Origin of the sequence: Bradyrhizobium sp. in8p8 (assembly GCF_000426845.1) — a bacterium.
Classification (GTDB): Bacteria; Pseudomonadota; Alphaproteobacteria; order Rhizobiales; family Xanthobacteraceae; genus Bradyrhizobium; species Bradyrhizobium japonicum_C.
This window is the reverse complement of the sequence record NZ_AUGD01000037.1, coordinates 1-12,670: the sequence shown is the minus strand read 5'-3', so window position 1 is coordinate 12,670 and position 12,670 is coordinate 1. Positions and strand designations below refer to the sequence as shown.

13 protein-coding genes are annotated in these 12,670 nt (G+C 61.1%); 9 read left to right on the top strand and 4 right to left on the bottom strand.

Annotation, left to right across the window (positions count from 1 at the left end):
• Positions 1 to 401 (top strand): integrase core domain-containing protein (locus tag K408_RS0136285; RefSeq protein WP_028146153.1); only part of this gene is annotated, 401 nt, incomplete at its 5' end.
• 56 nt (positions 402 to 457) lie between these two features.
• Here K408_RS0136285 and K408_RS0136280 read toward each other — a convergent pair.
• On the bottom strand, positions 458 to 721 hold the full coding sequence (locus tag K408_RS0136280) for an SDR family NAD(P)-dependent oxidoreductase (protein ID WP_024343472.1): 264 nt from the start codon (positions 719 to 721) through the stop codon (positions 458 to 460).
• A 74-nt stretch (positions 722 to 795) separates the two neighbouring features.
• Between K408_RS0136280 and K408_RS0136275 the strand changes: the two genes are divergently transcribed.
• Positions 796 to 1,260 (top strand): MarR family winged helix-turn-helix transcriptional regulator, encoded by a 465-nt coding sequence (locus tag K408_RS0136275; protein ID WP_024343471.1) that lies wholly within the window; start codon positions 796 to 798, stop codon positions 1,258 to 1,260.
• A 190-nt stretch (positions 1,261 to 1,450) separates the two neighbouring features.
• On the opposite strand, the gene K408_RS0136270 is transcribed toward K408_RS0136275, so the two are convergent.
• Together K408_RS0136270 and K408_RS0136265 are read right to left on the bottom strand one after the other, a co-directional pair.
• Complete coding sequence (locus K408_RS0136270) at positions 1,451 to 1,864, bottom strand: MerR family transcriptional regulator (RefSeq protein WP_024338473.1); 414 nt, start codon at positions 1,862 to 1,864, stop codon at positions 1,451 to 1,453.
• A 114-nt stretch (positions 1,865 to 1,978) separates the two neighbouring features.
• On the bottom strand, positions 1,979 to 4,024 hold the full coding sequence (locus K408_RS0136265) for an NAD(+) synthase (protein WP_024338472.1): 2,046 nt from the start codon (positions 4,022 to 4,024) through the stop codon (positions 1,979 to 1,981).
• A 236-nt stretch (positions 4,025 to 4,260) separates the two neighbouring features.
• Between K408_RS0136265 and K408_RS39955 the strand changes: the two genes are divergently transcribed.
• From K408_RS39955 to K408_RS0136230, 7 genes are all read left to right on the top strand, one after another.
• Complete coding sequence (locus K408_RS39955; protein ID WP_024338471.1) at positions 4,261 to 4,809, top strand: MAPEG family protein; 549 nt, start codon at positions 4,261 to 4,263, stop codon at positions 4,807 to 4,809.
• Between the two features lie 213 nt (positions 4,810 to 5,022).
• The gene (locus tag K408_RS0136255; protein WP_233203725.1) at positions 5,023 to 7,992 is read left to right on the top strand and encodes a heavy metal translocating P-type ATPase; all 2,970 of its coding nucleotides are present in this window, start codon (positions 5,023 to 5,025) and stop codon (positions 7,990 to 7,992) included.
• 81 nt (positions 7,993 to 8,073) lie between these two features.
• A complete protein-coding gene (lspA, locus tag K408_RS0136250; protein WP_044411231.1) occupies positions 8,074 to 8,598 on the top strand; it encodes a signal peptidase II in 525 nt (174 codons plus the stop codon).
• Positions 8,599 to 8,600: 2 nt separating this feature from the next.
• Positions 8,601 to 9,335: a cytochrome c biogenesis CcdA family protein gene (locus K408_RS0136245; protein ID WP_024343497.1), complete on the top strand. Its 735-nt coding sequence runs from the start codon at positions 8,601 to 8,603 to the stop codon at positions 9,333 to 9,335.
• Positions 9,336 to 9,453: 118 nt separating this feature from the next.
• Complete coding sequence (gene uppP / locus K408_RS0136240; RefSeq protein ID WP_024343496.1) at positions 9,454 to 10,326, top strand: undecaprenyl-diphosphatase UppP; 873 nt, start codon at positions 9,454 to 9,456, stop codon at positions 10,324 to 10,326.
• 23 nt (positions 10,327 to 10,349) lie between these two features.
• Positions 10,350 to 11,006, top strand: a complete 657-nt coding sequence (locus K408_RS0136235) for a cation efflux transmembrane domain-containing protein (RefSeq protein ID WP_024343495.1) — start codon at positions 10,350 to 10,352, stop codon at positions 11,004 to 11,006.
• 74 nt (positions 11,007 to 11,080) lie between these two features.
• On the top strand, positions 11,081 to 12,127 hold the full coding sequence (locus K408_RS0136230; protein WP_024343494.1) for an IS110 family RNA-guided transposase: 1,047 nt from the start codon (positions 11,081 to 11,083) through the stop codon (positions 12,125 to 12,127).
• Between the two features lie 199 nt (positions 12,128 to 12,326).
• Here K408_RS0136230 and K408_RS0136225 read toward each other — a convergent pair whose 3' ends face one another.
• Positions 12,327 to 12,545 carry a helix-turn-helix domain-containing protein gene (locus tag K408_RS0136225; protein WP_024343470.1) on the bottom strand — a complete coding sequence of 73 codons (219 nt, stop codon included), beginning with the start codon at positions 12,543 to 12,545 and terminating at the stop codon, positions 12,327 to 12,329.
• Positions 12,546 to 12,670: the final 125 nt, after the last annotated feature.

Below are 12,670 nucleotides of genomic sequence, written 5' to 3'. Positions count from 1 at the left end.
GGCTCGACCGGATCACTGTCGCGCACCGGCCGAGGCTGTTGAGCGACAACGGTTCGTCCTACATCTCGGCCGACCTTGCCGCCTGGCTCGATGGCAAGGGCATGCAGCATGTTCGTGGCGCGCCTTACCATCCCCAGACGCAGGGCAAGATCGAGCGCTGGCACCAGACCCTGAAGAACCGCATCCTGCTCGAGAATTACTACCTGCCGGAGGATCTCGAACGGCAGGTCGCAGCCTTCGTCGAGCATTACAACCAGGCCCGCTATCATGAGAGCCTCGGCAATCTGACGCCTGCCGACGTCTACTGTGGCCGCGGGCAAGCCATCCTCACCGAACGCGAAAGGATCAAGCGCCAGACCATCCAGACAAGACGCTTGCAGCACCACCTGCAAGCCGCATAGCCTTAAACCCAGATGAGCCAGAGCCTCCCTTCCTGAGGCCCGAAATCAGTCTCAAATCATCTGACGACGGACAATCGCGTGGCGATCGTTCGGCCGACTGCGGCAACGGTCTCCAGGCGCGCCAGGTCCGCAAAGTGAATATCGATCTGCGCCTGCGGCGCGATCGTCCGGATGGCGGTTCGCGTGGCTTCGGCGTTGGCCTCGGAGCGGGCGATCAAAACCAGATGCGTGCCTCGACGGGCCATCTCAGCCGCGGCGAGGCGCCCGATCCCGCTCGTGGCGCCGGTCATGACGATGATGGGGGCGGGCTGATCGGACATGGACACCTTGCGGATTTAGTGGATATATATCCATTATATCTGCAATGCCAAGGAATGAAAGGCAGTCCGGCCGCATGGCGCGCTCCGCTGACCACGAAACAAATCAGATGCCCCCGCTCTGGCTGTCGCTTGGCGAACAGCTCAACGCGCTGCTAAGCGCGTCGCGTGCGGTCACGACTGAAATGGCCGCCACGTTTGACGCTGATCTGCAACCGGCGGCCTACCACGTCATCCAGTGGCTTCACGCATTCGGACCCGCCCAGGCGAGCCATGTCGCCGAAGCGTTGGCCATGGACCGAAGCGCGACCAGCCGTCTGGTGCGACAGCTCAAGCAAGCCGGACTCGTCGAGTCCCGTCCCGATCCGGCCGACAAGCGCGGAGTGATACTGTCCCTTACAGATCAGGGCTCAGACCAGATGCGCGCCGCGATAAAGCTCAAAGGCGAGCTCTTTCGCCGTCGTCTCGCCGGCTGGAGTGCGGCGGATCTACGCCTCTTCACGACCTTGCTACGACGCTTCAACACAGGTGCCGCAGACTGACGCACGACGATCGTGTCGCTGGTGTCGAGCCAGCGGGCGACCGAATCAGTCGCTTTCCGAGGCGAGCCGGCAAAACGCCGCCTGGCAGCAATTTTCCTCGCGCATGACGTCAAGGGCGACTATTATAGATGGGGTATTCGGGCACTCCCTAGCCAACAAAGTCGTGGATGTTCCTGAATTCCTCAGCGATTCAGGGGGCATCATGCGAGTTGGGTGAGTCAGCTAAAACTTCTATGATCCGGCACGATGCGACTTTCCCATTGTCGCACGATTTGATCATCCGAGTGAGCTCGCTCTTAAGTCCGAGAAGGCGTCGGATCCGCACCTCGACGGCTTCGAGCTGATCGGTGGCAATTCGGCTCACCTGCTCACAAGAGGACTCTGGCCTTTCCTGCAGAGCGAGCATCGTCTTAATAGCCGGGATGTCGAAGCCGAGATCCCTGGAATGGCGTATGAACGTCAGTCGCCGAACATCCTCTGCTTCATAGAGGCGCCGCCTGCTCTCTGTGCGGGGCGGCGGCGGGATGAGATTGATCCGCTCGTAGTAGCGGATTGTCTCGATATTGACGCCTGTCCGTTGTGACAAGGCTCCGATGGTGATCATGGCGAATTCATTCCGTAACGGTGGTTCGAGTAGGGATAACAACTGGGCGGAAGCGTCATCGGCATCCGTGCGCCGATTGCCGTTGGCCGCTGAGCGCCAACCCTCAGGGCACGTTCATTCCGACGGCGTGTGAGCGCGCAACTCCTCCAACCAGAGGCGGGCGTTGCCATCCGACGGAGCGCGCCAATCGCCGCGCGGCGACAGCGAGCCGCCAGCAGTGACTTTGGGGCCGTTCGGCGACGCCGAGCGCTTGAACTGGCTGATCGTGAAGAAGCGATAGAGGAACACCTCCATCCACGATCTGATTGTGGGCAGATCATATGCGCGACGGCGCTCTTCCGGATACTGTGGAGGCCAAGCTCCGGCGGTGGCGTCACGCCAGGCATGGAAGGCCAGGAAAGCGATCTTCGACGGCTTCAGGCCATAGCGCGTCAAATAAAACAGGGTAAAATCCTGCAGTTCATAAGGCCCAATCTTCTCCTCCGTACTTTGTAAGGCGCCGCCTTCGCCGGCCGGCACGAGTTCTGGCGAAATCACAGTGTCAAGAATGGAGAGCAACGTGCCGTTCGTTGCCTCATCGAAGGCGGCTGACTGTGCCACCCAGCGGATCAAATGCTGGATGAGTGTTTTCGGCACCGACGCGTTGACGTTGTAGTGGCTCATATGGTCGCCGACACCGTAGGTCGACCAGCCGAGCGCGATTTCGGACAGATCGCCAGTGCCAAGCACCATGGCGCCTCGCTGGTTGGCTGCACGGAACAAGATGTCCGTGCGCAGGCCCGCCTGCACGTTCTCGAACGTCACGTCGTAAACCGGCTCGCCTTGCGCGAACGGATGCTGAAGTGACGCCAGCATCTGCTGCGCCAACGGCTTGATGTCGATCTCCTCGGCGGTGACGCCGAGACTACGCATCAGCGTCCAGGCATTTGCCTTGGTGGCCTCCCCCGTCGCGAAGCCCGGCATCGTGAAGCCGAGAATGTCGGACCGGGGCCAGCCTAGCCGGTCGAACGCTTTCGCCGCCACGATCAGCGCGTGAGTGGAGTCCAGACCACCGGAGACCCCGATGCAGACGCGGCGGATGCCCGTCGCCTGAAGGCGCTTCATCAACCCCTGGACCTGGATGCTGTAGGCCTCATAACAGTCCTGGTCGAGGCGTGCCGGATCGGCTGGAGCATAGGGGAAGCGCGCGACGGCCCTGCGCAGCCCGAGGTCCGTCATCGACGGCTCGAACCGGAAGCCGATACGCCGGAACCTGTCTTCAGGCATAGCTTGTGCGATGGCCGCCTCGTTGAAGGTGCCGGTGCGCAGGCGCTCCAGTCTGAGCCTATCAACGTCGACATCGGCGATGGCCATTTGCGAGTCCTGCGGGAACCGTTCGGTCTCTGCCAGCAGCTGCCCGAGTTCATAAATGCAGGCTTGACCGTCCCAAGCGAGGTCCGTCGTCGACTCGCCCGGACCGGCCGCGGAATAGATGTATGCAGCCCAGCACCGCGCCGATTGGGTTGCGCAGAGCAGCCGGCGGGTTTCGGCCTTGCCGACAGTGATGTTGCTGGCCGAGAGGTTGGTAAGGATGAGAGCGCCAGCGAGCGCGGCAAAGTCGCTGGGCGGAGCCGGTCCCCATACGTCCTCGCACAGCTCGACGTGGAAGACGAAGCCTGGCAAATCCTCGGCCGCTAAAATCATATCCATTCCGAAGGGGACGGACTGACCAGCGATCTCGATGGTAGCGCCTTTCAAGTTTCGGCCCGAAGCGAACCAACGCTTTTCGTAGAATTCCCGATAATTCGGCAGATGTCCTTTGGGAACAACACCCAAAATGCGCCCACGATGGACGGCGACAGCGCAATTGTAGAGTCGTCCTTCCCGCACCAGCGGCGCGCCGATGAGCAGAACCGGCGAAAGCTCGCGGCTCGCGGCCGCGACTTCCTCGATCGCTTGTTCCACCCGCTGCAGCAACGCGGCTTGGCCGAGAAGATCGTCAATCGCGTAACCGCAGAGGCCCAATTCCGGGAACACCATCAGCGCAACACCCTGGCGCGCACCGTCGCGGGCGAGCGCGAGCGTCTCAGCGACATTGTAGCTGGGATCGGCGACTTCGCATTTCGGTGTACAGGCAGCCACGCGAACGAAACCCTGCTGATAAATCGAATAGAAGCTCATCCGCCGGTCTCATCTCGTGTTCTTGCGGTGCCCGATCTCGGCACCAAGTGGCCGTGACCGCTGTTACGGCGACCGGGTTCAGTCACGGCCTCGACCCCTCGCAAGGGTTGATTCTGTAGTTACTACAGGATTTATATACCTATGATCGGGGCGTGTGAACCCACGCGCGATGAGTGGTCGCCCCCGGTCTTTCATCACCACAGGCAGGCGGCGGAGGACGACAAGGAGCAAGGACAGTGTTCAAGAGGCTCAGTTCTGACCAGGTGGGCATTGTCCGAGCCTCAGCCGTCGCGCTCGCCTTCGCGGCGGTCGTCCTTGTGGTTGGCTATGCCTGGCTGCCTCCTGAATTGTTCGGCCTCAGCCCAGAGATGGACTTCGGTGAGCGGATCGCGTTCACGTTGAAGGCGAGTATTCTCATGTTTCTCTGGCTGGCCGGCTGCGTCGGCGCGGTGAGCAGAGGCAGGTTCTATTCGCCGGCGGATATACGGGGCTCGGCGTTCGGCAAACCCAGCCCGGCAATCGCCGTGCGTGCCGCGGTGCTGCAGAATTCATTGGAGCAGACAGTACTGGCTTTTGGCGCACATCTGACCCTAGCAGCGCTTCTGCGAGAAACCGAACTGGTGCTCATACCGCTGCTGGTTGCTCTGTTTCTGGTTGGCCGCATCACCTTTGCATTCGGCTACGCCAAACGAGTCTCAGGCCGGGCTTTTGGCATGGCGCTCACCGGCGCCTCAATAATCGCGAGCTATGGAATTGTGGTCGGGCTGATAGCCGCCGGACGCTGACGTCTGTCGCTCGCTTGGACGGCAAAAAACGATTGAAAGGCCTCTTGCTCCTGTAGCCACTACAGAATGTATGGTGCGTGAAAGGATTCGAGCCGGGCTCGAGAGAATAAGCAAATTTAGGAGACCGCAATGACTATTGAAGCCGAGGCTAGAAGCACCTTAGGCACGTTACGCTTCAAGGTTGAGGGCTTGGATTGTCAGAACGAAGTTCGGATGCTTCGTGCCGCGGTCGGTCCCGTCGTCGGTGGCGAGGACAAGTTGTCGTTCGACACCAAGGGCGGTGTCATGGAGGTCGCGGGCCTGACCGCTCCGGCACTCGATACCATTGAGCAGGCGGTCGCTACCACTGGAATGAGGGCACAATTGCTGGCTGAGCTGGATAAGTCCTCCGCGTCGGCGTGGCTGTTCAAGGTCGAGGGCCTCGATTGCAAAAACGAGGTCGCGATGCTCAAGCGCGAAATCGGCCCTCTGGTTGGCGGTGAGGACTGGCTCGCCTTCGACACAGCAAAGGGGTTGATGACGGTCGCGCCTCAGCACCGTGCCTCGATCGACGAACTCGTGAGCGGCATCTCAAGAACCGGGATGTCAGGCTCTCTCATCCAGGATGGTTCGGCCGAAACCATGCTCCTGCGTGTGCGCGGCCTCGACTGCAAGAATGAGGTGGCTGCTCTGACCAGGGAACTGGGACCGCTCGTTGGCGAGGATAAGCTCGCCTTCGACACTTCGCAGGGTGCGATGACCATTGCACCTCAGAGCGGGACAACCCTCCAAGAGATCGAACAGGCGGTCGCGCGAACCGGGATGCGGGCTGAGCTGTGGACAGCGCCGGCCGTTGCTGAGCAGGCAACCTGCGATGCCGCAGGATCCGCGTGCGGTTGCGCGACCAACGTGAAGGAAGCCCTCAGCCCGCCGCCGATCAATCTGCCTGGCGGCGTTGTCTATCGAATCCATGGCATGGATTGTGCCGACGAGATCGCCGCCCTGAAGCGCGAAGTCGGCCCGCTCGTTGGTGAGGACAAGCTCGCTTTCGACCTTCTTAACGGCCGCATGTCGATCGACATGGCGCCTGACGCCGCCTTGGAGGCCAAGATCGAGAAGGCCGTTGTACGCGCCGGCCTGCAGGCGGAGCCCTGGACCGAGGGCGCCACCAGCGAAGGGGCACGGGCAGAAGAGCGGCGCAGACGCATTCAATCATGGCTGACTGCTGCGAGCGGCCTGTTCGTCGCGATCGGATTTGCGGTTCACGCCTGGGTCGGAGGTGGAATCATCGCGGCCTTCGAGGCAGGCGAACATGGTGCAGGTGCAACGCCGCTGCTAAGCGTCATTCTCTATACGCTCGCCGCGCTTTGTGCTGTGCGTTACGTGGCCCCGAAGGCTTGGCTCGCGGCCAGGCGCCTGCGTCCCGACATGAACCTCCTGATGGTGATCGCCGTCGTGGGTGCGATCGGAATTGGCGCTTGGTTCGAAGCCGCAACGGTTTCGTTCTTCTTCGCGCTCGCCCTTGCTCTCGAGGCCTGGAGCCTCGGCCGAGCGCGGCGGGCCGTGGCGGCCCTGATGGAGCTCGCGCCGCCGACCGCGCGCATCATGCTTGAAGACGGCACGGAGAGAGACGTGCCGGCAGCCGAAGTCCGTGTCGGTTCGCACATCATTATTCGACCTGGCGATAAAGTACCGCTCGACGGCCGTGTGGCCGCCGGAGAGAGTGAGGTCAACCAGGCACCGATCACCGGCGAAAGCGTCCCGGTCTTCAAATCGGAAGGAGACGACGTTTTTGCAGGCACCATCAACGGCGAAGGCGCGCTGGACGTCGTGACCACCAAGGCGTCAAGCGATACCACGCTCGCGCAGATCATCCGCATGGTCGGCTCCGCGCAGGGCCGGCGGGCTCCCAGCGAGCAGTGGGTCGAGAAATTTGCACGCGTCTATACGCCCGTCGTTATGGCGCTCGCGATAGCCGTTTTTTTGGTGCCGCCGCTGTTGCTCGGTGGTGGCTGGGAGGTTTGGTTCTATCGCGCCCTCGTATTGCTCGTGATCGCCTGCCCCTGCGCCCTTGTCATCTCGACGCCCGTGACCATTGTGGCTGCCCTTGCGGGAGCTGCGAAGCAGGGCGTGTTGGTGAAAGGCGGCGTCCATCTCGAGACGCCGGCGCGCTTGAAAGCAATCGCCATGGACAAGACGGGGACGCTCACCGAAGGACGTCCTCAGGTCGTGGAGATCTTGGCGCTCGGCAGCCGAAACGAGGATGACCTTCTTCGGTTAGCAGCAGCCCTCGAGGCGCGCAGCGAGCACCCCATCGCCCGCGCTATTTTGGCGAGGGCAACAGAAAACGGCATTGCCGCACAACCGGCCGAGGCCGTCCAGGCCATCACGGGTCGCGGCATGACCGGCCGCGTCTCCGGTCGCGAAGTCTGGCTTGGGTCACGCCGCTACCTCGATGAACGCGCGGTCGGCTCACCGGCCATCCTGGAACGCGCCGACACACTTTCCGGCGCTGGCCGGACCATTGTCGCCGTTGGCGACGGCCAGGAAGTCTGGGGACTGATCGCTGTTGCCGATGCTGTGAGGGCTGAAGCCAAGGATATCGTCACCGCGCTGCATCGGGCGGGCGTGGAAAAAGTGGTGATGCTGACAGGCGACAATCGGGCCACCGCCGAGGCGATTGCCAAGCAGACCGGCATTGATGAAGTTCGCGCGGAACTTCTGCCCGGCGACAAGGTCACGGCCGTCGAGGACCTGGTTCGGCGCTATGGCGTCGTCGCCATGGTGGGTGACGGGGTCAATGACGCCCCTGCCATGGGCCGCGCCAATCTCGGCATTGCCATGGGCGCAATGGGGAGCGACGCAGCCATCGAAACGGCAGACGTCGCCCTGATGTCGGACGACCTCTCCAGACTTCCCTGGCTCGTGCGCCATTCACGAGCCACGCTCGCCGTCATTCGGCAGAATATCGCCTTCTCGATCGCCGTGAAGCTGTTGTTCACAGTGCTGACGGTGATCGGTCTCGCATCCCTTTGGGGCGCGATCGCCGCCGATGTTGGGGCCTCCCTGCTGGTCGTTCTCAACGGTTTGCGGCTCCTCAATCGGGAACAGCGCCAGAGAGATGGTGGCCCAGTCGGCGGCGCAAAGGTTCGAGCACAGGAGCGCCAGCATTCCACTGTGGCTCGCCCTGCAACTGCGCATTGAGCCAATAGCGGCCGCCCTGTATTGGGGCGGCCGCTGACGACAGAAATGCCGATCAGAACCCGAAGAACACAAGGAATCATCGTGGCCGAACGTCCCGCTAGAAATATCGCGATATGGGTTGGCGGCGCATTTGTGGCCGCGCTTCTTTTCGACGTTGCTACGAAGTGGTTGATCATAAATGCCGTCATGGTCCCGCCACGCGTGATCGAGGTTGTGCCCTTTTTCAACCTGACGCTCGGCTTCAACACCGGAGTCAGCTTCGGGATGTTCCAAGATGTCTTCCTCGAGCATCCGTTGGTGTTGGCCGGGATCAAAGTGGCGATCACGGTCGGTCTTCTCGTTTGGGCAATGCGGACCCGCAGGACCATTGAAGCAACGGCTCTCGGTTTGATCGCCGGCGGCGCCGCCGGCAACATCGTTGACCGCGTGCATCAAGGCGCGGTGACAGACTTTCTCGATTTTCACATAGGCAACTGGCATTGGCCGACCTTCAACATGGCGGATGTTGCAATCAGCATTGGCGTCGCGCTGCTCCTGGCTGGATCGCTTTTTTCGACCCAACCGGTGCTTCGCACGCAGGAGCCGCTTAGCAACGGGAAGCGCTGAGCATGGCGGCGCTGGAAATATCGTTGCTCGGGCTGGCGACAGCGGCCGCTGCCGGCGCTATCTCCTTCCTTTCACCCTGCGTCCTGCCGCTCGTGCCGGGCTACCTGTCCTATGTCGCTGGTGGCGCCGGCACGACCGGCAGCAGTGATGCGGTATCCCGGCTTCACATCTTCCGCCCTGCGCTGCTGTTCGTGCTCGGGTTCACGACCATATTCGTGCTGCTTGGAGTCAGCGCGATGGCCCTCGGCGGCCTTCTCCAACGCTTCCAGATGGAAACCAACCTGATCGGCGGAGCTCTGGTCATTGTCTTCGGTTTGGCGATGACGGGGCTCCTTCGCCTCCCGATACTCATGACCGACCGCCGATGGAACGGACCGCGCCAGGTCAATGGACCGGTCGGCGCCTTCCTGCTGGGTGTCGCCTTTGCCTTCGGCTGGACGCCCTGCATTGGCCCGGTATTGGGCTCCATCCTCACGGTAACCGCGACGTCATCAGGCAACGGCGCGATTCTTCTCGGAACTTACGGCCTCGGCCTCGGTGTGCCGTTTCTCCTCACGGCCCTCTTCATGGGAAACGCGGCAGCCGCATTGAAGCGCATGCGCCGCGTCGGTGCCGCGCTGAACATCGGCGGTGGTGCGGTCATGATCGGCGTCGGCGTTTTGATGATGACCGGGAGGTTGCAGGAGATCGCCATTTGGATGCTGATGACGTTTCCGATGCTGGGAGCGATCGGTTGAGGGACTCGCTGGCTGCCGCGAATTGCTGCGACTCGTCAGTCGGCTTCAGAACCCCCGCCGAACTTTGGCGCGTGATTCATCGGGGCGCGCCCGCGCCGCGCAACAACCGGGAGCCAGAATGACGGGAGCGTGTACTCAAGGCGTCGACACCGGATTCGTGGCGCTAGGCTATGGCAAGGTCGCCCTGCTCGGACTTGTCCAAGGCATCACCGAGTTGCTACCGATCTCTTCGACCGCCCATATGCGGATCGTGCCTGCGCTGCTCGGTTGGCAGGATCCTGGCTCAGCCTTTTCAGCCGCCATGCAGCTTGCAGCGCTTACTGCAGTCGTCAGTTATTTCTGGAGCGACGTGAGCCAACTAGCCACCAATTCGCTGCGTGCCGTCGCAAATCGGGATTTCCGAGATCGACACTTCCGCTTCTCGGTCGGAATTCTCCTTGCCACGATCCCGATCGGTATTGCCGGCCTTTCCTTGTCTGGAGCGTTGAACGCGTGCGGCTCGCCGCTTCGTACTCTCGAAGTCATCGGCTGGGCGTGCATCGTCATGGCTGTCCTCCTGGCGCTCGCGGAGATTTTTGCCCGGCACCGACGAACGCTTGAGAACACATCGGCCATCGATGCAATGATCGTGGGAATTGCTCAAATCGGAGCGCTGATTCCTGGCGTTTCGCGTTCAGGCTCGACTTTGACTGCGGCGCTCGCCCTCGGCCTGAAGCGAGATGAGGCGGCGCGGTTCTCATTCCTTCTTGGCCTGCCGGCAATCGCCCTGGCTGGCTTCAAGGAGCTCTGGGAACTCCACAAAGTGCAGCTTTCCGCCGACGGCTGGTCACTACTTCTTGTCGGGCTCGTCGTGGCTTCTATTTCCGCGTTCTGTGCGATTTGGGGGCTGATGCGCGTTCTCGAGCGTTTTTCCGCCTGGCCGTTTGTTATTTACCGAGGTGTTCTCGGTATCGTACTCATCTGGGCGGTTGCTTTGGGCTATTTCACTTGAGATGCAAAATATCGGAAACGTGTATGAGTGAAAAACAACAAGAAGAAGGTGAAATCGAGCTTGACGCGAGCAATGCCGCCGAACGCAGGACTCTTATCTGGGTTCTTGCCATAAACTTCTTGCAGGTGATCGTGGCCGGTGTCGTCGGCGTTATCGCAGACTCGACAGGTCTCTTGGGTGCCGCCCTGGATAATTTGGGAGATGCCGGCGTTTATGCCGTCAGCCTTTATGCCGTCGGCCGGACGATCGTGGCAAAGGTGCGAGTGGCGCGTCTTTCGGGTTTGCTTCTGATCGCCTTTGGACTTGCATTGTTCGTGGAGGTGCTTCGCCGTTTCTTCGTGGGTGCCGAGCCAATCGGCCTCGCCATGATCGTCACGGCTCTCGCCAATGCCGCGCTTAATGTAGTTTGCTTAAAACTGCTGCGGTCGCATCGGGATCGAGGTGTGCATCTCAAAGCGTCCTGGATCTTTACGACGAACGATATGCTGGCGAACGCCGGCATTGTCGCGTCGGGTGCCGCGGTCATGTTCTTCGCGTCCCCGCTGCCTGACCTAATCATCGGGTTGCTGGTTGGCGGCATCGTGCTCAAGGGTGGCTGGAATATCCTGAAGGAGGCGCACGATGCAATAGGTGATGGCTCGTCGCGGCCCAAGGGCCAGTCTAGTCCCGAGAACGACTGAAATAGTCGTAGTTTACAAAATGGTCTGTAGATTGGTTATGAGACGTGTCGACTCTTGATTCGGAGGAGTTCGGCATGTCTCAAAGCTATTATATTGGGCTGGATGTTTCCGCCCGAACAATCAATCTCTGCGTTGTCAACGCCGATGGGCAGGTAGCGCATGAACGAAAGCTTTCATCCAATCCGGAAGAGATTGCGCAGCATATCCTGTCGCTCCCGCTTCCAGTCGTCCGCGTCGGTCTCGAAGCAGGGATGCTGTCTCAGCACATTTATGGGCATTTAGCCGAAGCCGGCATTCCCATCGTGTGTGTAGAGACCCGGCACATGAAGGCGGCTCTCTCCGCGCAACTCAACAAGACCGACCGGCATGATGCGCGCGGAATCGCGCAGATGATGCGCGTCGGCCTCTTCAAACCCGTCCACGTCAAGACGCCGACAAGCCAGCGCCTTCGGACCGTCCTGACGGCCCGCCAACTCCTGCGAAACAAGCTCCAGGATGTTGAAAATGAAATCCGTGGTCTCATCCGAAACTTCGGATATCACCTCGGCAAAGTCACGGCGCGCGATTTCGAGCCGCGAGTACGGGAACTGATCGCAGGAAGCGACCTACACATAGTCGCTGATACGCTCCTGTTGGCGCGGCGATCGCTGCGGGAGCAGTTCGGTCGGTTGGACGATTTGCTTGTCCGTCTCGCGCGGGACGACACTGTTTCGCGCCGGTTTATGACGGTGCCGGGGGTCGGCCCGCTCGTAGCGCTCATCTTCCGGGCAACGGTCGATGTCCCATCTCGCTTCACTCGGTCGCGAACCGTTGGTGCCCATTTTGGTCTGACGCCGCGCAAGCACCAATCCGGCGAAGTGGATCGCACCGGCCGCATTTCGAGATGGGGTGACGCCATGACGCGCAGCGCGCTCTACGAGGCAGCACAGGTGCTACTGACTCGCGTAAAACGCTGGTCCACCCTAAAGGCTTGGGCTGCTCAGGTCTCGCGACGTCGAGGCCACAAGAAGGCGATCGTCGCCCTCGCTCGCCGCATCGGTGTCATACTGCATCGCATGTGGGTGGATGGAACTGAGTTCGACTGGGGTAAGCGGCCAGAGGCCGCCGCTCCTCTGACATAGGTTCGGTCAGGCGCAAGTCTGACTGAGGCGTCTCCCTGCGAGGGGACGAGGGACGGTGAGTTCGCAAATACGACTTGGCAGCGTCGGCATGTCCAACGCGAAGCCGCATTATAGATTGCTCCGCCGGCTCTTCTGATCCCATCCTGTGGCGGCCTCGTGCCGACCACGAAGAGAAGCATGATCCTCGCGGGAATACGGCTCAAAGCTGATCGTCGGGCCGGACCAATTCCATGTGGCTGACGCCGAGGGCCTGAGCCAATTCATAAAGCGTGATCACGGTCGGGTTCCTCCGGCCGCGTTCAAGGCTGCTGAGATACTGTTGACTGAAACCGGAGCGCGCTTCGACCTCTTCCTGGGTCAGGCCTTTCTCCCGACGCAGGCGGGCGAAGTTCCGGCCGACCAATTTGCGCATATCCATGCGCAGGAGGATCGTGATTTACATACTTTGAGTTTATCAACTATAGTATGTAAATGAGCCAGCGGAGCGCGCGGGAAGCCTCGCTATCCGATTGGCCCGAATAGAGAAGTCGTAGTTCTGGCAAG

Coding starts and splice junctions, on each gene's coding strand:
- K408_RS0136280 (WP_024343472.1), bottom strand. CDS start 721: ATGTCCGATCAGCCCGCCCCCATCATCGTCATGACCGGCGCCACGAGC.
- K408_RS0136275 (WP_024343471.1), top strand. CDS start 796: ATGGCGCGCTCCGCTGACCACGAAACAAATCAGATGCCCCCGCTCTGG.
- K408_RS0136270 (WP_024338473.1), bottom strand. CDS start 1,864: ATGATCACCATCGGAGCCTTGTCACAACGGACAGGCGTCAATATCGAG.
- K408_RS0136265 (WP_024338472.1), bottom strand. CDS start 4,024: ATGAGCTTCTATTCGATTTATCAGCAGGGTTTCGTTCGCGTGGCTGCC.
- K408_RS0136255 (WP_233203725.1), top strand. CDS start 5,023: ATGCTTCGTGCCGCGGTCGGTCCCGTCGTCGGTGGCGAGGACAAGTTG.
- K408_RS0136245 (WP_024343497.1), top strand. CDS start 8,601: ATGGCGGCGCTGGAAATATCGTTGCTCGGGCTGGCGACAGCGGCCGCT.
- uppP (WP_024343496.1), top strand. CDS start 9,454: ATGACGGGAGCGTGTACTCAAGGCGTCGACACCGGATTCGTGGCGCTA.
- K408_RS0136235 (WP_024343495.1), top strand. CDS start 10,350: ATGAGTGAAAAACAACAAGAAGAAGGTGAAATCGAGCTTGACGCGAGC.
- K408_RS0136230 (WP_024343494.1), top strand. CDS start 11,081: ATGTCTCAAAGCTATTATATTGGGCTGGATGTTTCCGCCCGAACAATC.
- K408_RS0136225 (WP_024343470.1), bottom strand. CDS start 12,545: ATGGATATGCGCAAATTGGTCGGCCGGAACTTCGCCCGCCTGCGTCGG.